The sequence below is a fragment of the Erythrobacter sp. 3-20A1M genome (assembly GCF_018636735.1).
Lineage (GTDB): Bacteria > Pseudomonadota > Alphaproteobacteria > Sphingomonadales > Sphingomonadaceae > Alteriqipengyuania.
In genome coordinates this window covers 1,994,019-2,014,715 of sequence record NZ_CP045200.1, presented here as the reverse complement: position 1 = coordinate 2,014,715, position 20,697 = coordinate 1,994,019, and the positions used below count along the sequence as shown (strand labels likewise).

Here is a 20,697-nt window from a genome sequence, read left to right as displayed (position 1 = left end):
CGTTCCTTTCTCATGGCTCTTCGAAATCATCCTCCACCCAATCCTCTTCCGCCGTCGGACGGAAGCTGGCGGTCGTAACGGTTGCGGCGATCACATGCCCGTCGATCTCGGCAAACAATTCGTCCTTGCTCGCCCCCGGCATCAGAGTCAGCGGCAGATCGAGCGCGAACAGCTGAAACACGTACCAGTGCGACCGCCCCTCCTCCGTCAGCGCCGGCAGCAGCCAATCGGAATTCCCGCGTGCGTTCTTTCCGGTCCTGGGTGGCGCTTCGCCTTCGAGCAATTTCGCGCGTTGCCCGGGCAGACCCCACACGAGCCAATGGCAATCGGGCGGATCGGTGCTGGCATCTTCCACTACCAGAACCAGCTCCTGCGTACCCGGCGGGGGCGCTGTCCACTCCATCGGCGGGGCGACGGCGTCTTCCTCCTCCGCTGTAAAGGAAGGATCGAGTTCCCCGCCATTCTCGAACGCCGCGCTCGAAATCGCGAAACCGCCCCGGTTCATTTTCGCTTCCGCAGCGAAACGCGCCAGCGCCAGGCTTGCGCGCGGGGGGCAGTTCTCGGGCAAAAAACGTTTGAGCCAGTCGGCCATGGATATCGTCACCTTTCCTCTGCCGCGTGCTAAGCTTTCGATCCGGGTTTGGCGAGGGGAACGGACGCGGTTTTTCAACAGATGGCGCCGGAAACGCGCCCAGGAACACCGCACCTCCCGACGCAGGCGACTTGCCCCGCAACGATTGTCGCGTAAGAAACGGATAGAACAGGGTTTTCGGGGGGCTTGCGCGGCGAGCGTCGCGCAGGTGTGCCATTGGGGAGAGCAGGATGGGTATGGGTCGCACGTCGCTTTTGGTTGCGCTGGCAGGCGCTCTGGCCGCTTGTGGCGGGGGCGGATCGGGTGGCAGCGGTTCGGGACCGACGTCTGGCGGAAATACCGGTGGTGGCAGCTCCGGCGGGGGAACCTCAGGCGGGGGCTCGGCGAGCGGCACGTGTTCGCTCACAGCGAGACAGAACTGGGTTTTCGAGCAGCTCGACCAATATTATCTGTTCCCCGACAAGCTCGCACGTAACCTAAATCCGGGTGCCTATGCCACGGTCCAGGATTATATCGACGCGCTCGTTGCGCCGTCCGTCTTCCCGACCGGCGGACCCTTGCAACGCGCCGGCCTCACCTACATCACTTCGATCCAGGAAGAGGAAGAGCTGATCAATTCGGGCGCGAGCGCTGGCTTCGGCGTGCGCTTCGCGTTGAGTTCGAGCAATCGGCTCTACGTGCTCGAAGCCTTCGAGAACGGCCCCGCCTATCCGCAAGGTCTCGACCGGGGGACAGAGATCATATCGATCAACGGGAAGTCGGTGGCGCAGCTGCTGTCGAACGGAACGATCAACGAAGAGCTTGGGCCTTCGACCCCCGGATTGACCGTTCAGTTCCGCATCCGCCAACCCGACGGGATGACCCGCGATGTCTCTGTCACGAAGACGGTCTTTTCGCTCGACCCGATCTCGGATCGCTATGGCGTCAAGATTCTGGACAATGGCGGTACGAAGGTGGGCTATATCAACCTTCGCACCTTCATCGTCGCCGATGCCGCGCCGCAGCTGCGCGCAGCGTTCGGTCAGTTGAAGGCCCAGGGCATAACGCAGGTGATCGTCGACCTGCGCTATAATGGCGGCGGGCTGACGTCCGTGGCCGAAGTCTTCGGCAGCCTTTTGGGCGCGGATCAGGTCGGGAAGGTATTCAGCCATACCGTCTTCCGCAATTCGCTGGCGCAGTACAACGAAACCGTCAATTTTTCGGCCGAACCGAATGCCATCCCCGCGATGAAGATCGCCTTCATCGGTACGGGCAGCACCGCTTCGGCAAGCGAACTGGTGGCCAATGCCTTCATTCCCTATCTCGGAAACAACACCGCGCTGATCGGCTCCAACACCTATGGCAAGCCGGTCGGCCAGATCGCCCTGGACCGCGAGGCGTGCGATGATCGACTGCGCGCGATTGCTTTCCGCACCACCAATGCGAACGACCAGGGGGACTATTATGGCGGGCTCGCCAGCGTCTTCCCGGTGACGTGCCGCGCGACCGACGATTATCTGAAGCCGCTGGGCGATCCCACGGAAGCTTCGGTTGCGACCGCTCTGGACTTCCTCGCGGGGCGCAGTTGCACGCCGATCACGGGCAGCAGCACGGCGCGAACCACCGCGGGCACGAAGGCAACAATGCGCGTGCTGCAACCTGCCCAGCCCGGCACCCTGGAGCGCGACGTGCCCGGTGCCTACTGATCGATTGCAAGGGAGTGCCGACCCATGGCCCAACGCGAATACGCAACCTTCGCCGAGTTCTGGCCTTTCTACCTGCGGGAGCATAGTCGGCCGCGCACCCGCGCGCTGCATTATATCGGGACCACGCTGGTAGTGGCGATCGCGCTGTTCGCGCTGGCGACCCAGCGTTGGTGGTGGTTGCTCGCCCTTCCACTGGCCGGGTATTTCTTCGCCTGGCTGGCGCATTTCACCGTGGAGAAGAACCGGCCCGCTACCTTCACCTATCCGCTATGGAGCCTCGCTGCCGATTTCCGCATGTGGGCGCTCTGGCTGAGTGGCCGGCTCGGCTCGGAACTGAAACGGGCGGGCGTGAACCGCTAAGGCTTATCTGTCGCAGGCTGCCGGTCGGTCGACGCGCAGCCTTCCAGCTGACGGTCACCCACCTTCACCGTCACGGTATAGGGATAAGTCCGGTCACTCATCCCGTCGGAGCACGCCCCGGGGGTCACCATCATGTCGAAGGGCCGCCCGTCGAGCTGCCCTGAAAAAGCGATCCCGCCCTGCCCGTAGAAGCGTTCGACATCGATACTTTGCCCAGTTGCCCCGTCCATCGTGTTTTCCGGCGTGCGCCAGACGAGCGTATCGCGGCGGACGGTGCCGCCCCAGAACGGCTCGGTACCGGTAAAGGTGATCACTTCGGCTTCGCCGATGCCCCGAAATCCTTGCGGCGCTGTATCCGGCGTTACTTCATCCGACGGTGACGAACAGGCGGAGACCGCAACCAGGGCGAGTACGGAAAGGAAAATACGCATTGCCTGCCCTTACTCCGGTCGCGCAACTGGGCAAAGGTCAGGCGCAGCCTTCGACATAACCAAGCTGTGGCATGGTGCCGACATGGATAAGGTCGACCTTTCCGTCTCCCCCGATTTCGAAGCGCAGCGCGCTTTCGCCGAGGCTGGCGTTGGGGGCGGTCAAGTATTTGCCGCCCTCGATATATTTATGCGGCTCTTCGCGAAAACCCCCGAACCATTGTCGCACTGTTTTCTCACTGGCACCCGGGCCGATCCCCTCGGCAAGTTTCACATCCGAGCTCTTGCCGATCGTAATGCGCCGAACGATACCGTTCTCGGTCAGCGCATAAACACCGGGGTAGTCGGGAGAAGAGACCGTTCCACAAGCGCCTTCCGGGTCGACCTGCGCACCGCGCTGGGCCCAGCCCGAGTCCTTGGGAACCAGCTGCCCGATCCTGAGCGCACCGAGACCCTCCAGAGAGAGGACCTTCGCGTCGTTCACCGGGGTAGCAGAACGCTCGGCCGGGCTTTCCGCCGGTGCCTGCCCGGTCGAGACAGCTTCGGAAGGCGCAGTGTCGCCTGCCTCTTCCGACGATGGGGCACATGCCGCCAATGGCAGAACGAGAAGAACGAAAGGTATCGCGCGTTTCATGGCCAAGACAGCGTATCGGGCAGCGCCGGGTTCCCGCTCGGATAGATCGGCAGACCCACGCGTTTCACCCGCATGAGCAAGTCCCGGGTCGCCATCACCGGCTTTCGCCCCTTCCCCGGCGTGCCGACCAATCCGAGCGCAACGCTGATCGACAGCCTGCGGGGCGATACCGCATGGGCGCAACAGCATTCCATCCAGCCTATCTTTCACCTGCTCGACACCGTCTACGCCGACCTCGACTGCACGGTCGGCAAACTGTTCGCCGATGAGCCCGCCGCGTTGATCCTGACGGGCTATTCGCGGATCGCGACCGGTCTCAAGCTCGAAACAGGTGCGACCAGCGTCTGCAGCCCGGTTTACGCCGATGCGAGCGGCTTCACACCTCCTAAGTGTCGCGATCCAGCGTCGGTGCAGGCGAACCGGTCGATCGACTTTCCCGTGCTCGTCGACCGATTGCGCCGGGCGGATATCCCCGCCTACCTGTCGGACGACGCCGGGGCCTATGTCTGCAACCGGAGCTATTGGCTCGCTCTCGATCGTGTCGCGCGCGCGGGTCTTTCGACCCATGTATTGTTCCTCCACCTTCCGGCGATCGCGGGCATGGAAGACGGCCCCGTCGGCGGTGCCGGCGCGATGGAGCTGGCGACCATGCAACGCGGGCTCGGCATCGTGGCGCAAGCCCTCGCTTAGCCTGCCGCCACGAGCAAGGTCGCCAGACCCAGCCCGATGGAGAGCGGTACCCGCAGCGCCATCCACCAGCTCGGCGCGCTGGGTGCGATGCGGCGATCGACCCACAGGCTGGCGATCAGCCCGACCGCCAGCACCACCAGCGACGGGCGGGGCCATTCCTCGCCGAACACCCACGGCAGATAGGTCGCCAGCGCGACGAGGCTCGGCAGGACGGAGGCGACCCACAGCCAGCCCGGAACGCGTTCCGCCTCGCGAATGCGACTGGCGGCGATCCCCCACCATAATCCGCCGAGGAAGCTGAAGATGAGCGCGGCATAGCCCCATGCGATCGCCAGCGCGGCGTAGCGCCAACCCTCCGGCCCGAACCACAACGCGCCGAGACAGGCGAACTGCGGCGACAGTCCGGCGAAACCGAGCACGCGCGGTAGCGGAGGAATGCTCCTCATGCGCTACTGCGTACCGGCGTTGCGGCCGCTTCGCCCACCACCGTGTTCCATCGAACGACCCGCCAGTCTTGTACGAGCCCGTTCACCACATAGGGGTCGCGCGAGGCGAAGCGTTCGGCGGCCTCGGGCCCGTCCCCCGTGAACAGCAGCAAGGCCCGGTCCGCCGGGTCGGTCGCCCCGCCGAGTAGCAGTTCGCCGCACTCCGCCGCTTCCCACGCCAGCGCCAGATGTTCGTCGCGAAATTCGGCGCGGCGAGCGAGATAGTCGGGTGAGAGCGCGTAAGTCAGCAGATAGTGGGCCATGGATACTTCCTCTGCCAAACCCGCCACCACTGCAACCCCGGACAGCCGACCTAGCGCTTCGCCCGCGACAGGCGGCGGCGATTGGCTTGCACCGGCTTGCGGTAATGCTCCACCACCCGTTCGCCGATTGCGGTGCCGCTCTGGAACGGACCCCCGGCCAGCAGCGCGGGCCACAGCAGCGCCGCGGCTGTCAGCTTCTCGCCGACCATCCGGTTCGCCTCCCGTTCCGCCAGAGGCCCCCCGGCCATCATGCGCCAGCCGCGTAGCCACATTACGAAAGCGGCCTCGTTTGCCAGCATCCAGGTATCGAACAGCAATTCCTGCGGGGTCTTGTCGCGTTTGGGGGTCATGGTCGTCTCCGGCAGCGCAATGCTGCACTGCAACAACTCGCCGTAGGAGGAAACGGCCCCGCCCGCCTCGGGTCGTCGATCAATTCGTGAGCGGGTGACGAAAGTGACACCCCGTCACTTTCGCTATTCGTCGCCATCCTCTTGATACAGCGCCATAATCTCCTCGTCGGAGAGGGCGGACGGACAGCGGGGCGGCGCGCGGAACGGGTCGGGACGCGCGATCGCGGCGCGCATCGTCTCGATCTCGCCCGCATCGTCGGGGCCGAGCGCGCCGGTTTCCACCGCTTCGCCCGCCTGCAGCCGCGCCAGCAGCGCCTCGAAATCGCGCGCGTGCCGCTCCGCACTGGCGTTGAGTCGGCCCAGCGCGGGATTGCCGCCAGAGGTCATGGAGTGGAGCAGCGCCACGGTCAGCCGCTCGTCATAGCGGCGATAGGTCCCGACCAGCTCGCCCTGGTAATAGACCGGCACCTCCACCCCGTTCAGCGCGCGCTCCAGCGCGGCGTGGGCCAGCACGTCGTAGGAATGGTGGAAGGCGACTTCCCAGGCGAGGTCGAACGCCTTCCCCTTCAGCCGGCTGCGCAGGCGATAGGCCGACTGGCGGCTCATCCCGACGGATCGCGCCGCCTCGCTGACCGAATGGGTCGCCGATAGCTGCCGCAGAAAGGCCGCCTGCCGGTCCAGCGACCAGCCGTCATGTCGGGTGATGGTTTGGGCGGATGGGCGCGTCTGCTTGCTCATCCGGCAGGATAAGGCAGATTTTCGCCGAGTAGGAAAGTTTCGACCGATCCGCGAGGGACCGCGGCGTCAGCCTTGCGCGGCGCGTTCGCGTTCCGCGGCCTTTTCGCGTTCGACGCGTTCGCGGTTTTCGGCGACGGAGCGCGCCTGTTCGGCCAGCCCGCGCCAGGTCTTCTCCGACCGCAGCGCCCGCTGGCGCACATTGTCGAGCTCAGCCGCCTTCGCCTCGGTCGCCGCCTCGTCCGCGCGGGCGCGGCAATATTCGTAATTCATGCTCATGGCGTGCTCCGGCGTCGTGGGAAGGGGAAGGCAAGTGCCGCGCGCCGCGACCCCCCAAGGGAGCGGCGCGCGGCGGAAGGGGTCAGTCGGCGGACGAAAGGTTGACCGCGCTTTCCTTCCCGTTGCGTCCCTGCTCCAGCTCGTAATTGAGGCGCTGGTCCTGCTGCAGCGTCTGCATGCCGGCGGCCTGCACGGCGGAAATGTGGACGAAGGCGTCGTTCGACCCGTCGTCGGGCTGGATGAAGCCGTAGCCCTTGTCGCCGTTGAAGAATTTGACTGTGCCTGTCTTGGCCATGGTGTGTTCCTTTCGAGAACGATTGGTTGCCGCACGGCGACATGCCGCGCGGTCGTGCGTAAGGTCGTCCGAAGAAAGGAAGTCGCCGTCTGGTTAACGCCGGGGCCCCGACCGGGAGGAAGGGGCAAGCGGCGTAGTCAAAAGCCGAAGTCCGTCGCAAATTTCGACGTCAGCGGATGAGCATGTAGCACGGGGGCGGCCAAACGCCTAATCATTGCTGGATGAGCACCCCCGTCACCATCCTCGTCGACGCCGATGCCTGCCCGGTGAAGGAGGAAATCTACCGCGTCGCGGACCGCTACGGCGCGCATGTCCGCGTAGTGAGCAACAGCGCGTTCCGCGTGCCGGTGAGCGAGCGGGTGAAACGCGTGGTGGTGAGCGACGGCTTCGACGCGGCGGACGACTGGATCGCGCAAGCCGCGGACGAGCGGAGCGTGGTGGTGACCGCCGACATCCTGCTGGCCGAACGCTGCCTGACGGCGGGCGCGCGGGTGCTGAAGCACGACGGGCGCGAGTTCGACGCCGCCAGCATCGGCAGCGCCCTCGCGACCCGCGCCATCATGGAAGACCTGCGCGCCGGGATGGATGGAGTTGGCGGTGGGCCTCCGCCGTTCAGCAAGGCGGATCGATCGCGGTTTTTGCAGGCGCTGGACCGGGTGCTGGTGGGGATGCGCTAGGCCGCGACGAGGTGCTGGCGGAACCATTCGGCCAACTCGTCCTCGCCAAGTTCCCCGGCGGCAAGGGCGAACACGGTGTCGATAGCTTCTCTCGGTGTAAACGAGAGGGTCTGCCCGTTTAGTCGCAGGAACAGGCGCGCGAACACCCACGCCGTGCGCTTGTTACCATCGGCGAAGGGGTGGTTGCGCGCGATCCCATAGGCATAGGCGGTGGCGAGAGCGCACAGGTCCTCCTCCCCGTAGCTCCACTGGTTGAGCGGACGGGTGAGCGAGAGCCATTCGGGTCCAGTGCGGGGTGGGTCGTTTTTCGCGCAGGCGTGAATCCAGAGCGAAGCCATTTTAGTTGAGCAGAAAGTTACATGGCAGTCGGAGAAATTTAATGTGATCGCGCAACTGTCACATTTCTGACGTAAGTCCTTCAGGCAACCACGTTCTCCTTCACTTCGCCGACAAAGCGAAGCAGTGACGCTCACGACCAAGCAGAAGCGTTCAAGACCTATGGCATATCGGAGGCCTGGGCCGGTTCCTCGCCGATCGCCTCACGTACTCTGTGGCGGATCCGAGCCCTAGTGCGCGCGCCGAAGGCGTTGGGATCACCTTCGTAGCGGCTTCGGATGTATGCCATGTCCCACGAAGTGAGAGAGGCAAAGGCTTCGTCACCCATCGGAGTATCGAGCACGGTCAGGATAGTCGGTGCGCCCGATCCCGCAAGCTGGTTTGGATCGACGCTGGTCAGCGTCCGCATCAGAGCGTAGTCGGCGATCTGTTCGATCGTCAGCCCGCGCAACGCAGACCGTTCGATCAGGACGACCGACATGGCGATAGCAGTGTGGGTCATAGCGCGGATTCGCGAGCCGCCGGAAAACGAAGTCACGATCTGTGCACCGCCGGGTGTCTCGATGTCCCCGTGCGAAAGTCTGGGCACAGGGACTCCGTTCTCGTTGATCAGCTGCGTTAGTTGCCAGCAAACGGCGGGCCCGTCTTCATTGGGCACCGACCAATACCTGTCTTTCAGAGATTGGAAATAGACCGGATGGGCGCGCTCAAACTCCTTGAGGAAGGCCTTTTTGTCGTCAACGAAGATAACCAGTGCGCTCGGCAAGCAGCCAGAAGGTGCCGGCTCAATCCCAGCTGCCTGTGCCACTGTATGCATCCGCTCTTTGACCTGCGTGTTCACGCGATCAACCATGCCGATTACGGCGGGGCAGTAGACGTCAGGCTCGTATAGGGGGAGCGCGTCGAAGGGGGTAATCGCGGTCAGCTTTCCGACAAAACGGTTAGCAATCGTGCGCTGCTCGGCCTCGCTAAGAACATCGGTCCGCTTACCATTGACGACGATGCTGGATGACCCCTCTTGCGCCGTTTCGGGCGCTTCGCGCTGACCTCGAGACGAGTCGCCGGTTTCCTGTGCTACGCTGTGAGCAGGAGCAGCCAGCGCAAGCGACAGAATTAGTGCGACCAAGCGCCTCGTCATTCCACTTCACCTTCGGGCAAGTAGAGGAGATCGCTTTTGGCGCGATATATTCCGCTCATCTCTTATACCCCCTTCAAGTTTACAGCGCGATCCGTGCTACCACTATAACTCATTACAGCTTCGCTCGCCAGATAGCTGTCCGAATTCTGCTTGGCGGCGAAGTCGCGCACTTCCTGAGAAATCTTCATCGAGCAGACTTTCGGGCTACACATGGAGCAGAAACGCGCGGTCTTGGCGCCTGCTGCGGGCAGCGTCTGGTCATGGTATCGCTCGGCGGTGTCGGGGGCGAACGACAGGTTGAACTGGTCGCGCCAGCGGAGGTCATGCAGCCTTCGGCGCGGGAATACCTCGCAAAAGACCCTGCGTGCCCAAATCTTCGTCCAGATCGGGCCAGTGAATGCCGTATCCCCCCGCGCAAGTCTGCCAGTTGGCGCGCGCCTCCGGAGAGCCACCCGCAAGGCGCGGGAACCACGCGATAGGGACGGAGATCGTGCGACCGTCCATCAGATCCACCACGAGCGCATCGTCGGTGCAGACTACGTTGTTGACCCGCTCGTCAGTCAGCCGTTCCGAAATAGTCATGCCATGCCTCCGTCAGCCCGGCGCGATGCTCCGCAATGATGCCCAGTATGGCATTTATCTCCTTCTGACGTAAGCCGCGACTGCGCGCCAGCTCCACCCCTTCCAGCAAGACCTTCGCCGTCGCCGCATCGCGATCGACATGAATGTGCGGCGGTTCGTCGCCTTCGTTGCTGAAGAAGTAGAAACGGTATGGGCCGATCCTCAAGACTGTAGGCATGTCCAGAACTCCCTTCCCCTTCTTTGTGCAGAGGACGGCGAGCTCATTGAAACACCTTTTATACGGAGCTGAAGGCGTAGTTTTCCCGAATGGTCCGGTATCGAGCCATAAGATCAAATCGTCTTGAACGTTATCAGGCACTTAGGCTAAATCTACCTGGCTGAGTGATCGCTCCATTCTGGAGCCAACTGCCCAATTATCCCTCCGGCAAGTACAACTTCTCCCCCTTCTCCCGGTAAACCTTGCTCATCTCCTCCATTCCCTCGCGCGCTTCCTCGGCCTCTTGGGCTGACGTCTCGCGCTTGATGTTTTCGCTCGCCAGATAGCTGTCCGAGTTCTGCTTCGCCGCGAAATCGCGCACTTCCTGCGTGATCTTCATCGAGCAGAACTTGGGGCCGCACATGGAGCAGAAATGCGCGGTCTTGGCGCCTTCTGCGGGGAGGGTCTGGTCGTGGTATTGCTCGGCGGTGTCGGGGTCGAGCGACAGGTTGAACTGGTCGCGCCAGCGGAATTCGAAGCGGGCCTTGCTCAGCGCGTCGTCGCGGACCTTGGCGGCGGGGTGCCCCTTGGCAAGGTCGGCGGCGTGGGCGGCCAGCTTGTAGGTGACGACGCCGACCTTCACGTCGTCGCGGTCGGGCAGGCCGAGGTGTTCCTTGGGCGTGACGTAGCAGAGCATGGCGGTGCCGTACCAGCCGATCTGCGCCGCGCCGATGCCGCTGGTGATGTGGTCGTAACCCGGCGCGATATCGGTGACGAGCGGGCCAAGCGTGTAGAACGGCGCTTCGCCGCACGCCTCCAGCTGCTTGTCCATGTTCTCCTTGATCTTGTGCATCGGCACATGGCCGGGGCCTTCGATCATCACCTGCACGTCCTGCTCCCAGGCGCGCTTGGTCAGCTCGCCCAGCGTGTAGAGCTCGGCGAACTGGGCTTCGTCATTGGCGTCGGCGATGGAGCCGGGGCGCAGGCCGTCGCCCAGCGAGTAGGCGATGTCGTAGGCCTTCATGATCTCGGTGATCTCGTCGAAGCGCTCGTAGAGGAAGCTCTCCTTATGATGCGCGAGGCACCATTTCGCCATGATCGAGCCGCCGCGGCTGACGATGCCGGTGACGCGCTTGGCGGTCATCGGGACATAGGGCAGGCGCACGCCGGCGTGGATGGTGAAGTAGTCGACGCCCTGCTCGGCCTGCTCGATCAGCGTGTCGCGGAAGATCTCCCACGTCAGGTCCTCGGCGATGCCGCCGACCTTTTCCAGCGCCTGGTAGATCGGCACGGTGCCGATGGGGACGGGGCTGTTGCGGATGATCCATTCGCGCGTGTCATGGATGTTGCGCCCCGTGGAAAGGTCCATCACGGTGTCCGCGCCCCAGCGGATCGACCAGACCATCTTGTCGACCTCGTTTGCGACGTCGGAAGCGACGGCGGAGTTGCCGATATTGGCGTTGATCTTGACTAGGAAATTGCGCCCGATCGCCATCGGCTCGCTTTCGGGGTGGTTGATGTTGTTGGGGATGATCGCACGGCCCCGCGCAATCTCGTCGCGCACAAACTCCGGCGTCACGAATTCGGGAATTGCCGCGCCCCAGCTGTTGCCCTCCGGCGTCTCGGCCAGCGCGGCGCGGCCCAGGTTCTCGCGTTCCGCCACATATTCCATCTCCGGCGTGATGATGCCCTGGCGCGCGTAGTGCATCTGGCTGACGTTCTGGCCCGGTTTGGCGCGCAGCGGGCGCTTGACCACGTTGGGAAAGGGAGGGACGCCGCCGCTGCGATCCGGGCCGAGCTGGCCGTTATCCTCCGGCTTCACCGCGCGCGCGTCGTATTCCTCGACATCGCCGCGGGCCATGATCCATTCGCGCCGCAGCTGCGGCAGGCCGGCGTGGATGTCGATCGTCGCATCCGGGTCGGTGTAGGGGCCGGACGTGTCGTAGACGCGCACCGGCGGCTCGCCCCCCTCCAGCGCGATCTCGCGCATCGCGACGCGCACGCCGCTGCCGGTGCGGGCGCCGATATGCACCTTCTTCGACCCACGGATCGGCCCGGTGGTGACGCCTATTTCGAGCGGGGAATTGATGTCGGCCATGTGCTTGCTCTCCGGTTGGCGGAGGCGGAGCGGTCCGTTGGCGGCGACCGGTCCACTCCCTCCGCCGATGCTAATCGGTTCAGGTTCGACGGGTCGGACGCAGCTACGCGCCCCTCTCAGCCATAGCTGGCTCCCCGGGGATGGACGCAGCATAGGCGGCGCAAGGTCCGCTGTCGAGAGCGGCGGTCAGGTGATGCGGGCGAGCGCGAGCCCGATCAGCACCACGCCGACCAGCCCCGACCCGGCGGCGAAGAGCTCGCTGCGCCGCTGCATCTGCCGATGCCCGAAATCGAGCAGAGGCTGCCCGGCGGCCAGCAGCACCAGCCCCTCCGCCACCGCGATGCCGCCCATCGCCGCGAGCAGCAGCGACAGCGCATCGTAGGTGCGGAGCGGCGCGGCGAGCAGGATCGCGGCCCCGATCGCCAGCGTGCCCAGCCCGGCGGAGAAGCGCAGCGCCGCGCTGTCGCGCATCTCGGCCAGCATCGCCTCCCACCCGCCGGGATAGCGCCATTCGCCCGCCGCCATGGCGAGCACGCCGAGCCCGGCGAAGAAGGCGATCCAGTCGGCGATGAAGATGGGCGGGCTCATCCCCGCTCCTTGGCACCGGGGCGGTCCCTTGCGCAAGCGGTGCTGGCCTTTACCCGGGTGTGGGGGTAGCGCGGGCCCCATGATCCCGCTCGAACATATCGACACCGCGCAGGTCCCCGGCGGCGACGAGCTGCGGCTGATGCGGCGCGGCGGGGACTTCATGATCCAGCTCGATCGCAACGAGCTGATGAACAGCCGGATGAGCGGGTCGGAGGAAGCGCTGGCAGAGATGGCGCTCGACCGGCTGGGGCCGCAGGCTGCGTCCGCGCATATGCTGATCGGCGGCTACGGCATGGGCTTCACCCTGCGTGCCGCGCTGGGGCGGCTGGGACCGCAGGGGCGCGCCACGGTGGCCGAGCTGGTGCCGAAGATCGTGGAATGGGCGAAGGGGCCGATGTCGGCGCTGACCGACGGATGTCTGAACGATCCGCGCACGGCCTTGCGCATGGGCGACGTTGCCGACGCGATCCGCGAGGGACGTGGGCGTTACGATGCGATCCTGCTCGATGTGGATAACGGCCCGGACGGGCTAGTGCGCGATGAAAACGACCGGATCTATACGCGCGAGGGACTCGCGGCGGCAAAGGCGGCGCTCAGGCCCGGCGGCGTGCTGGCGATCTGGTCGGCGGCACCCGATGGGCGCTTCGCTAAGCGATTGCGCGATGCAGGCTTCATCGTGGACGAGCAAACCGTCCGCGCGCGCAGCAACGGCAAGGGGCCCCGCCACACGATCTGGTTCGCCCAGACGCGGTAACGAAGCCGCGCCAGGCGCGGCGCCTAGTGCCGCGTAATCTCGTTCTTGATCTTGCGCCCGGCCAACAGACCGAAGACGAAGAACAACGCCGCCAGCACCAGCGCGATGACGAACAGCCAGACGGCGATATGGGCGAACGTGCCCGCAACTCCGCCGAAACCGAGAATGGCCGCGACGAGCGCGACGACGAGACAGATGATGGCGAGTTTGATCATGAACATGGAATGCAGTCGGAGAGCGGAGGTTCCTCGCCGCTGCCGCACGCACGCGCTTATTGCTGCGCGCTGGTTACGTCTGGGTCAGTCGCGCCCCTACCCCGCCTTCTGCGCCGCGATCCAGCGGTCGATCTTCTGCTCCAGCACCGGAAGCGGCAGCGCGCCGGTGCCCAGCACCTGCTGGTGGAACGCCTTGATGTCGAACCGGTCGCCCAGCGCGGCCTTCGCCTTGTCCCGCAGCTCTTGAATCTTCAGCGCGCCGACCTTGTAAGCGAGTGCCTGACTGGGAATGGCGATGTAGCGTTCGACCTCGGCAGTTGCGTCGGTCCGGCCCATGCCGCTGTTCGCCAGCATGTATTCGATCGCCTGGTCGCGGGTCCAGCCCTTCGCATGGAGACCGGTGTCGACCACCAGCCGCATCGCGCGCAGCATCTCGTCGTCGAGCGTACCGAAGCGCTGGTAGGGATCGTCGTAGAGCCCCATCGGATAGCCCAGCGTCTCGGCATAGAGCGCCCAGCCCTCGACATAGGCGGTGTTGCCGCCGAAGCGCATGAAAGCGGGCAGCGCCTCGTTCTCCTGCGCCAGGCTGATCTGGAAGTGGTGGCCCGGCTCGCCCTCGTGCAGGAACAGCGTCGTCTCGCCCGGGGTGGTGCGGCTCGGCAGGTCGTAGGCGTTGAAATAGAAGATGCCCGGGCGCGAGCCGTCGGGCGCGCCCGACTGGTACGATCCGCCTGCCTCGAACTTCTCGCGGAAGGGCTCGTAGGGGCGGATTTCGAGATCGGTCTTCGGCGTCACCGCGAAGAAGGCGGGGATCTTCGCCTCCACTTCCTCGCCGATATCGTAATAGCGCTGGGTCAGGTCCTCGCGGCTCTTCGGCTTGAACCTGGGATCGGTGCGGATGAAGTCGAAGAATTCGGACAGCGAGCCGGTAAAGCCGACTTGCGCCTTCACCCTCTCCATCTCGCCCTTGATCCGCGCGACTTCCGACAGGCCCAGATTATGCAGATAGTCGGCGGTCAGCGGCAGCGTCGTCGTCTGCTCGATCAACTGCTGGTAGAGCGCCGCCCCGCCCTTCATCTGACTGAGGCCGACACTGTCGCGCGCCTGCGGATAATATTCGCTCTTCAGGAAGTCGTGCAAGCGACGGTTGGCGGCGTAGACATCGGCGATGGAGGCGCGGTAGGCAGCGGTCAGGCGCGCCTTGTCCGCGGCGCTGAAATCGTCGGGCATCGCCTCGATCGGGCCCCAATAGGGCGATTCCTCGATCTTGAGCGCGTCCTGCGTCTCCAGCTGTTCGATCACGTTGCCGATGGTCAGCTTGGTTTCCAGCACGCCGGTATCCATCCCCTCGCGGAACTTGGCGATGGAGCGGTCGATCAGCTTTACGTAGCCGGCGTTGCGCGACAGGCCGTTCTCGTAATCCTCGACCGTCTTGTAGGGGGCCGCGCTCTTGCCGCTCGAAAGCGTGGGGTAGAAGGTGTGGAAGCCGAAGAAATGGTTGATCGGTCGCACATCGGTAAGCGCGAGGATTTCGGGTGTGAGGTTGGATAGCGCCTCGCGCTGGTCGTAGGCGAACACATCGTAGGCGATCTGGTCGGTTTCATCCAGCGCGGCCCGGTCGATCCCCTGCAGCTTGGCGAGGTTGTCCTGCGCATTCGCACGCTCGGTGTTGTTATACGCATCGGTCAGGTAATTGCCGAGTGTATCGGCGTAGCGCATGTCGCCACGGAACAGCGCGTTGATCGGGTTGTTCGCAAGCTCCGCCTCGTCGGCCGCCGCGAAGATCGCGAACAGGCGCTCATGCGCGTCTGTCGCGGCTGCATCGGCATCGGCTTGGGCTGCGGCCATCATCGCGTTCGGCCCAGCCGGGTCCTGCACGGTCGCGCATGCGGCCAGCGGAATAGCGGTCGCGGCGAACAGCGCGATACGAATCGAATGCATGGTGACCCCCTGTCGGATGACGTGGCGCAAATGCCTACGCCAACCGGCAGGGGGTCGCAATCGGGTCAGAAGGTGTAGCCGACGCCCAGGCCCACCAGCCACTGGTCCGCGCTGCCCCGCACGCTGGTGAAGGGGGTGCGCTTCGCATCGCCGAACAGCCGCGAATAGCCCGCGACCCCGAACAGCGCGAAGCCGCCATCGGTCAGATCGCCGTTGAGATCGTAGCCCGCGAAGAGATTGGCGCCCAGGCTCTCGAACCCGCCATCGGCCTTGTAGGCGGGCAGCACGCCGCCCGTCGTCACGCTCTGCGCCGGAGTCACGGTGTAGTAGTAGTCGGCATAGTCGTCGTCGATGAACTTGCCACCGATGGACAGAGAAACCGCGGCGGCGCGGCTGACGGGCGTGAAATAGGTGACCCCGGGGGTGACCGCCATGCCCTTGTGCGCGCCCGCCACATCCCACGTCGCATCGACGGTGAAGCTGAGGCTGTCATAGGGATTGAGCACCTGGGAGAAGCTGACCCCGGCAGTCGGTCCGACTTCCACCGCGGTATCGAGTTCGCCCAGGGAGGCGACCACCGGGTCCTTGATACGGTTGGCGCGGTCGCGATTGAGCTTCGCCGCGACGCCGAGCGAGAAATTGGCACCCGGTCCGGCGCGGTCGGGAATGAAATCGACCGCCACGCCGGCGGCGCGCGGGCTGATGTCGATCCCGCCGATCGAACCTTGGACGGCGGGGAACGGGAAGACCACGTAATCGTCCGACCCGGTATAGCTTGGGGCGTAGCCCGCGCCGATGCCCACGGTCAGATAGTCGCCGTCGAACACGGTCTCTTCCGGCAGGGGGGTGCTGGCAGCGCCCGGGTCGTCCACATCCTGCGCGTACGCGGGAGCGGCCATGGCAAGGGCGATCGAAGCGCCCCCGCCCAGTATGGTATGGAATTTCATCGATGCCCTCATGTGATTATCCCATCACAACGCGCAGATGCGCGATCACGTTCCACGCCGCCGCACCTTATCGCAGATCGCCGATTGCGGCGCGGTGCCACGCGCCCTAACGCGGACCCGGCAATGAGCGAAAACCGAACCGATATCGGATCGTCGGCGGCGGGCTGGCCGGGGGGCTGACCGCGCTCGCGCTACGCATTCTGCGCCCCGACGTCTCGGTCGCGCTGGTCGAGGCGGGCGACACGCTGGGCGGGAATCATCGCTGGAGCTGGTTCGCGAGCGATCTCGACCCGGCGCGAAAGGCACTGCTGGAGCCGTTCCGCACCGCGCGGTGGGACGGCAATATCGTGCGCTTCCCCCGCTACGAACGCAGGCTCGATGCGGACTATTTCTCGCTCGCATCGCGCGACTTCGACGCGACGCTGCGGCAGCACCTGGCGCAGGAGACGATCCGGACCGGCTCGCCGGTAGAGCGGGTCGATGGCGCTGGCGTCGCGCTGCAAGGCGGCGAAAGAATCACCGCGCGCGCGGTGATCGACATGCGGGGTTTCTCGGCCTCGAGCCATCTCACCGGGGGGTGGCAGGTGTTCATGGGCCGCCATCTTCGCACCGACCGACCGCACGGGGTGGAACGCCCGGTTATCATGGACGCAACGGTGGAGCAGCTGGGCGGCTATCGCTTCGTCTATGTCCTACCCCTCGGCCCCGACGAGATCTTCGTCGAGGACACCTATTACCAGGACGAACCCGTGCTCGACCGGGAGGCGCTGTCCGCGCGGCTCGATGCCTATTGCGAGCGTCGCGGCTGGCGCGGCAAAACCATCGGCAGCGAAACCGGCGTGCTGCCGGTCGTGACTGGCGGCGACCGCGACGCGCATTTGCGCGAGATCGCGGTGCCCGGCGTGGCGCTGGCGGGCGCGCGGGCGCTGATCGCGCACCCGCTGACCAGCTATACCCTGCCGCTGGCGGCGGAAACCGCGCTGCTGGTCGCGCGCAATGCCGATCTGGCCGGCCCGGACATGGCCGAACTGCTGGCCGAGCATGCGCAAGGCGTGTGGGACCGCACCTCGCATTACCGCTTCCTGGGTCACCTGCTGTTCGACGCGGCGAAGCCGGCGGAACGCTACCGCGTGTTCGAGCGCTTCTATACGCTGCCGGAGGGGTTGATCGAGCGGTTCTACGCCGCCAGGCCGACCCCGACCGACAAGTTTCGCGTGCTGGCGGGCATTCCGCCGGTGCCGCTCCACCGCGCCTTTCGCGCACTTGCCCGGTCAGGCAAGTCACTGGATATTCCGCAACAAAGGACCGCGGCACTATGAACGCTGTTTCGAATGGCACCGCATCGAATGGTGGGGGAACGAAGACCGCCTGCGTGATCGGCGCCGGGTTCGGCGGCATGGCGCTTGCCATCCGGCTGCAGGGTGCGGGCATCCAGACCACCGTGGTCGAGGGCCGCGACAAGCCGGGTGGGCGCGCCTATTACTGGGAACGCGACGGGTTCACCTTCGACGGCGGGCCGACCGTGGTTACCGACCCGGCCTGCCTGACCGAGCTGTGGGAAGCCACCGGCCACGACATGGCAGAGGATGTCGAGCTGATGCCGGTGAAGCCGTTCTATCGGCTCAACTGGCCCGACGGCACGAACTTCGATTATTCTAACGATCACAAGAAGCTGTTCGCAGAGATCGAGAAGCTCAACCCGGCGGACGTACAGGGCTATCAGCGCTTCCTCGAATATTCCGCGGGTGTGTACGAGGAAGGCTATCTCAAGCTCGGCTCGGTCCCCTTCCTCGATTTCAAATCCATGCTGAAGGCGGCGCCGGCACTGGCGAAGAAGCAGGCGTGGCGCAGCGTCTATTCGATGGTGTCGAGCTTCGTCGAGAACGAGAAGCTGCGCGAGGCGCTGTCCTTCCACACGCTGCTGGTCGGCGGCAATCCGATGAGCACGAGCGCGATCTATGCGCTGATCCACAAGCTGGAGATGGATGGCGGCGTGTGGTGGACGCGCGGCGGCACAAATCGCCTGATCGCCGGGATGGTACGCCATTTCGAGCGGCTGGGCGGCACGATCCGCCTCGCCGATCCGGTCGAGCGCGTCCATGTCGAAAGCGACCGCGCGCAGGAGGTGGAAACGACGAGCGGCTGGCGCGAACGCTTCGACGCGGTCGCCAGCAATGCCGACATCATGCATTCCTATCGCGACCTGCTCGGGCGCAGCCAGCGCGGCTGGCGCATGGGCAAACGACTGGCGAAGAAGCGCTTCAGCCCCGGCCTGTTCGTGGTCCATTTCGGGCTGGAGGGAACCTGGCCCGGCATCGCGCACCACCAGATCCTGTTCGGGCCACGCTATGGCGGGCTACTCGACGATATCTACAAGACCGGCGTGCTGCCGGCCGATTTCTCGCTCTACCTCCACCATCCCACGGTGACCGATCCCAGCATGGCGCCGCCGGGCAAGAGCACGTTCTACGCCCTCGCCCCGGTCGCCCACATGGGCAAGCTGGCGGTCGACTGGGCGGAGATCGGTCCGATCTTCGAAAAGCGCATCCTGGACGAGGTCGGGCGGCGGCTGATCCCCGACATCCACGATCGCATCGTGACCAAGTTCCATTATGCGCCGAAGGATTTTGCGACCGATCTCAACGCGCATCTCGGCAGCGCCTTCAGCCTGGAGCCGGTGCTGACCCAGAGCGCCTATTTCCGCGGCCACAACCGCGACGACACGATACGAAACTTTTACCTTGTCGGGGCAGGCACCCACCCGGGCGCCGGCATCCCCGGCGTGGTCGGCAGCGCCAAGGCGACCGCCGGCCTGATGCTGGAGGATATGCTGTAGTGAAACGCCTTGCCGTCTATTGCGGATCGGCCACGCCCGCCGACCCCCGATACATGGACTGCGCGCGCGAGGTCGGGCGCACGCTGGCGCAGCGCGGCATCGGCGTGGTCTATGGCGGCGGGCGGCTGGGCCTGATGGGCGCGGTGGCAAGCGCCGCGCTGGATGCGGGCGGCGAGGTGATCGGCGTCATCCCCGATGCACTGGCGGGCAGCGAGGTCGCCAATCGCGACTGTACCGAACTCTACACCGTGGGCGGAATGCACGAGCGCAAGCAGCGCTTCACCGACCTGTCGGACGGCTTCGTGACCATCCCCGGCGGCGTGGGAACCATGGACGAGCTGTGGGAGGCGATGAGCTGGGCGCAGCTCGGCTATCACGCCAAGCCGGTCGGGCTCTACAATGCGCACGGTTTCTACGACCACCTGATCGCCTTCAACCGCCACATGGCCGAGGTCGGTTTCGTCCGCCCCGCGCACCAGAACATCCTGATCGCGCGCGACACCCTGCCCGATCTGCTGGACGCGATGGACGAATACCAACCGCACACCCCGATCTTCAGCATGAAGGCCGACGACCTTTGAACCAGCCCCGCCCCCTTGCCCCCTCGCGCTTCGTGCGCGGCACGCCGGCGGCGGCGGGCGGCGGGCGCGACCGCGACCGGCTGGTGGAAAAAAGCCGCGCCGCGATTGCCGAAGGATCTGCCAGCTTCACCACCGCCAGCCGCCTGTTCGACCGCACCACGCGCGAACAGGTTTGGATGCTCTATGCTTGGTGCCGCCGCTGCGACGATCTCGCCGATAATCAGGACATGGGCGGCGACCTCGGCGAACAGAAGGATATTGAGGACCGGGTCCAGGCGATCCGGGTGCTCACGCGCCGCGCGCTCGAACGCCAGCCGACCGCCGATTTCGCGTTCGACGCGCTGGGCCAGGTGGCGAGCGAGACCGGCATCACGAAGGACATGGCCGACGACGTGATCGGCGGCTTCGCGATGGATGCTGGCGGGTTCGACGCGAAGGGCGAGCGGGACATGCTGCGCTATTGCTATCACGTCGCGGGCGCGGTCGGCGTGATGATGGCGCGCGTCATGCGCGCGCCCGACGACAGCTTCGTCTACGACCGCGCCTGCGATCTGGGCATCGCATTCCAGCTCGCCAATATCGCGCGCGACATCGCGCAGGACGGGGCGGCGGGGCGTAATTACCTGCCCGAACAATGGCTTGAGGACGCAGGGTTGACCGCGGAGAACTATCTGGAGCCGGAGAACCGCTTCGCTCTGGCGGCGGTCTCGGCGCGGCTGGTCGACCTGATGGAAACCTACGAGGCCTCCGCCCGGCTGGGCGCTGCGCGGCTGCGGTTCCGCCAGCGCTGGGCGGTACTCGCCGCAGCGCGCATCTACGGCGCGATCGGGCGCAAGGTGCGCGATCGCGGCCAGCTCGCCTGGGACAGCCGCACGCGCATCGGCAAGCCGGGCAAGCTGCGGCATCTCCTGGCCGCCTTCGGAGAGGCGCTGGTCAATCGCCCGCGCCCGCCGCACACCTGGCCCGAATACACACGCGGCGAGCTACAGCCGATCAAGGGCTGGTGACACCG

The 20,697-nt window shown here is 65.4% G+C and carries 27 protein-coding genes, 1 pseudogene and 1 riboswitch; of the genes and pseudogenes, 9 read left to right on the top strand and 19 right to left on the bottom strand.

What is annotated here, in order from left to right; all coding sequences use genetic code 11:
- Nucleotides 1–10 precede the first annotated feature (10 nt).
- The gene (locus F7D01_RS09900) at nt 11–604 is read right to left on the bottom strand and encodes a YbhB/YbcL family Raf kinase inhibitor-like protein (protein WP_371819587.1); all 594 of its coding nucleotides are present in this window, start codon (nt 602–604) and stop codon (nt 11–13) included.
- Between the two features lie 218 nt (nt 605–822).
- Between F7D01_RS09900 and F7D01_RS09895 the strand changes: the two genes are divergently transcribed.
- Both F7D01_RS09895 and F7D01_RS09890 read left to right on the top strand, forming a co-directional pair.
- The gene (locus F7D01_RS09895; protein ID WP_215227419.1) at nt 823–2,277 is read left to right on the top strand and encodes a S41 family peptidase; all 1,455 of its coding nucleotides are present in this window, start codon (nt 823–825) and stop codon (nt 2,275–2,277) included.
- Nucleotides 2,278–2,301: 24 nt separating this feature from the next.
- The gene (locus tag F7D01_RS09890; RefSeq protein ID WP_215227418.1) at nt 2,302–2,637 is read left to right on the top strand and encodes a DUF962 domain-containing protein; all 336 of its coding nucleotides are present in this window, start codon (nt 2,302–2,304) and stop codon (nt 2,635–2,637) included.
- On the opposite strand, the gene F7D01_RS09885 is transcribed toward F7D01_RS09890, so the two are convergent.
- A complete protein-coding gene (locus F7D01_RS09885; protein ID WP_215227417.1) occupies nt 2,634–3,068 on the bottom strand; it encodes a COG3650 family protein in 435 nt (144 codons plus the stop codon). The genes F7D01_RS09890 and F7D01_RS09885 overlap by 4 nt on opposite strands.
- A 37-nt stretch (nt 3,069–3,105) precedes the next feature.
- Complete coding sequence (locus tag F7D01_RS09880) at nt 3,106–3,699, bottom strand: hypothetical protein (protein WP_215227416.1); 594 nt, start codon at nt 3,697–3,699, stop codon at nt 3,106–3,108.
- Nucleotides 3,700–3,771: 72 nt separating this feature from the next.
- Here F7D01_RS09880 and F7D01_RS09875 point away from each other — a divergent pair, with 72 nt between their 5' ends.
- Nucleotides 3,772–4,389, top strand: a complete 618-nt coding sequence (locus F7D01_RS09875) for a hypothetical protein (protein ID WP_215227415.1) — start codon at nt 3,772–3,774, stop codon at nt 4,387–4,389.
- On the opposite strand, the gene F7D01_RS09870 is transcribed toward F7D01_RS09875, so the two are convergent.
- The 6 genes from F7D01_RS09870 to F7D01_RS09845 all read right to left on the bottom strand — a co-directional run bounded on the left by F7D01_RS09870 (nt 4,386) and on the right by F7D01_RS09845 (nt 6,796).
- Nucleotides 4,386–4,835 carry a DUF3429 domain-containing protein gene (locus F7D01_RS09870; RefSeq protein ID WP_215227414.1) on the bottom strand — a complete coding sequence of 150 codons (450 nt, stop codon included), beginning with the start codon at nt 4,833–4,835 and terminating at the stop codon, nt 4,386–4,388. The two genes, F7D01_RS09875 and F7D01_RS09870, sit on opposite strands and share 4 nt — an antisense overlap.
- Entirely contained in the window at nt 4,832–5,137 is a 306-nt protein-coding gene (locus F7D01_RS09865; RefSeq protein ID WP_215227413.1) for a YciI-like protein, read from the bottom strand. The genes F7D01_RS09870 and F7D01_RS09865 overlap by 4 nt, the downstream gene beginning before the upstream one ends.
- 50 nt (nt 5,138–5,187) lie before the next feature.
- On the bottom strand, nt 5,188–5,487 hold the full coding sequence (locus F7D01_RS09860; protein WP_215227412.1) for a hypothetical protein: 300 nt from the start codon (nt 5,485–5,487) through the stop codon (nt 5,188–5,190).
- 123 nt (nt 5,488–5,610) lie between these two features.
- A complete protein-coding gene (locus F7D01_RS09855; protein ID WP_215227411.1) occupies nt 5,611–6,225 on the bottom strand; it encodes a hypothetical protein in 615 nt (204 codons plus the stop codon).
- Nucleotides 6,226–6,291: 66 nt separating this feature from the next.
- Nucleotides 6,292–6,501 carry a hypothetical protein gene (locus F7D01_RS09850; RefSeq protein ID WP_215227410.1) on the bottom strand — a complete coding sequence of 70 codons (210 nt, stop codon included), beginning with the start codon at nt 6,499–6,501 and terminating at the stop codon, nt 6,292–6,294.
- 82 nt (nt 6,502–6,583) lie between these two features.
- Complete coding sequence (locus F7D01_RS09845) at nt 6,584–6,796, bottom strand: cold-shock protein (protein ID WP_215227409.1); 213 nt, start codon at nt 6,794–6,796, stop codon at nt 6,584–6,586.
- Between the two features lie 221 nt (nt 6,797–7,017).
- On the opposite strand from F7D01_RS09845, the gene F7D01_RS09840 reads away from it, so the two are divergent.
- A complete protein-coding gene (locus F7D01_RS09840; RefSeq protein ID WP_215227408.1) occupies nt 7,018–7,473 on the top strand; it encodes a YaiI/YqxD family protein in 456 nt (151 codons plus the stop codon).
- On the opposite strand, the gene F7D01_RS09835 is transcribed toward F7D01_RS09840, so the two are convergent.
- The 7 genes and pseudogenes from F7D01_RS09835 to F7D01_RS09805 all read right to left on the bottom strand — a co-directional run bounded on the left by F7D01_RS09835 (nt 7,470) and on the right by F7D01_RS09805 (nt 12,411).
- Nucleotides 7,470–7,811, bottom strand: coding sequence for a type II toxin-antitoxin system death-on-curing family toxin (locus F7D01_RS09835; protein ID WP_215227407.1), 342 nt, complete (start codon nt 7,809–7,811; stop codon nt 7,470–7,472). The genes F7D01_RS09840 and F7D01_RS09835 overlap by 4 nt on opposite strands.
- A 158-nt stretch (nt 7,812–7,969) precedes the next feature.
- On the bottom strand, nt 7,970–8,947 hold the full coding sequence (locus F7D01_RS09830; protein ID WP_215227406.1) for a hypothetical protein: 978 nt from the start codon (nt 8,945–8,947) through the stop codon (nt 7,970–7,972).
- A gap of 62 nt (nt 8,948–9,009) precedes the next feature.
- A pseudogene (locus tag F7D01_RS09825) lies at nt 9,010–9,270 on the bottom strand (phosphomethylpyrimidine synthase ThiC); the annotation flags it as partial.
- A complete protein-coding gene (locus tag F7D01_RS09820) occupies nt 9,269–9,529 on the bottom strand; it encodes a DUF2442 domain-containing protein (protein ID WP_215227405.1) in 261 nt (86 codons plus the stop codon). The gene F7D01_RS09820 and the pseudogene F7D01_RS09825, both read right to left, overlap by 2 nt.
- Nucleotides 9,504–9,746, bottom strand: a complete 243-nt coding sequence (locus tag F7D01_RS09815) for a DUF4160 domain-containing protein (RefSeq protein ID WP_215227404.1) — start codon at nt 9,744–9,746, stop codon at nt 9,504–9,506. The genes F7D01_RS09820 and F7D01_RS09815 overlap by 26 nt, the downstream gene beginning before the upstream one ends.
- Before the next feature lie 196 nt (nt 9,747–9,942).
- Nucleotides 9,943–11,823, bottom strand: a complete 1,881-nt coding sequence (thiC, locus tag F7D01_RS09810) for a phosphomethylpyrimidine synthase ThiC (protein ID WP_215227403.1) — start codon at nt 11,821–11,823, stop codon at nt 9,943–9,945.
- Nucleotides 11,824–11,861: 38 nt separating this feature from the next.
- A riboswitch (TPP riboswitch) is annotated at nt 11,862–11,970 on the bottom strand.
- Nucleotides 11,971–12,009: 39 nt separating this feature from the next.
- Nucleotides 12,010–12,411, bottom strand: a complete 402-nt coding sequence (locus F7D01_RS09805; RefSeq protein WP_215227402.1) for a hypothetical protein — start codon at nt 12,409–12,411, stop codon at nt 12,010–12,012.
- Nucleotides 12,412–12,490: 79 nt separating this feature from the next.
- Here F7D01_RS09805 and F7D01_RS09800 point away from each other — a divergent pair, with 79 nt between their 5' ends.
- Nucleotides 12,491–13,165, top strand: a complete 675-nt coding sequence (locus tag F7D01_RS09800) for a spermidine synthase (RefSeq protein ID WP_215227401.1) — start codon at nt 12,491–12,493, stop codon at nt 13,163–13,165.
- 23 nt (nt 13,166–13,188) lie between these two features.
- On the opposite strand, the gene F7D01_RS09795 is transcribed toward F7D01_RS09800, so the two are convergent.
- From F7D01_RS09795 to F7D01_RS09785, 3 genes are all read right to left on the bottom strand, one after another.
- Nucleotides 13,189–13,380 carry a DUF1328 domain-containing protein gene (locus tag F7D01_RS09795; RefSeq protein ID WP_215227400.1) on the bottom strand — a complete coding sequence of 64 codons (192 nt, stop codon included), beginning with the start codon at nt 13,378–13,380 and terminating at the stop codon, nt 13,189–13,191.
- Between the two features lie 96 nt (nt 13,381–13,476).
- A complete protein-coding gene (locus tag F7D01_RS09790) occupies nt 13,477–15,321 on the bottom strand; it encodes a DUF885 family protein (protein WP_215227399.1) in 1,845 nt (614 codons plus the stop codon).
- Between the two features lie 65 nt (nt 15,322–15,386).
- Nucleotides 15,387–16,268 carry a MipA/OmpV family protein gene (locus F7D01_RS09785; protein WP_251566712.1) on the bottom strand — a complete coding sequence of 294 codons (882 nt, stop codon included), beginning with the start codon at nt 16,266–16,268 and terminating at the stop codon, nt 15,387–15,389.
- A 149-nt stretch (nt 16,269–16,417) separates the two neighbouring features.
- Between F7D01_RS09785 and crtY the strand changes: the two genes are divergently transcribed.
- From crtY to F7D01_RS09765, 4 genes are read left to right on the top strand one after another with little or no spacing between them, the layout of a single operon-like run.
- Complete coding sequence (gene crtY / locus F7D01_RS09780; protein ID WP_215229753.1) at nt 16,418–17,587, top strand: lycopene beta-cyclase CrtY; 1,170 nt, start codon at nt 16,418–16,420, stop codon at nt 17,585–17,587.
- Nucleotides 17,584–19,104, top strand: a complete 1,521-nt coding sequence (locus F7D01_RS09775) for a phytoene desaturase (RefSeq protein ID WP_215227398.1) — start codon at nt 17,584–17,586, stop codon at nt 19,102–19,104. Before crtY ends, F7D01_RS09775 begins: the two co-directional genes overlap by 4 nt.
- Nucleotides 19,104–19,685: a TIGR00730 family Rossman fold protein gene (locus F7D01_RS09770; RefSeq protein ID WP_215227397.1), complete on the top strand. Its 582-nt coding sequence runs from the start codon at nt 19,104–19,106 to the stop codon at nt 19,683–19,685. The genes F7D01_RS09775 and F7D01_RS09770 overlap by 1 nt, the downstream gene beginning before the upstream one ends.
- Nucleotides 19,682–20,692 (top strand): phytoene/squalene synthase family protein, encoded by a 1,011-nt coding sequence (locus F7D01_RS09765; RefSeq protein ID WP_215227396.1) that lies wholly within the window; start codon nt 19,682–19,684, stop codon nt 20,690–20,692. The genes F7D01_RS09770 and F7D01_RS09765 overlap by 4 nt, the downstream gene beginning before the upstream one ends.
- Nucleotides 20,693–20,697 lie beyond the last annotated feature (5 nt).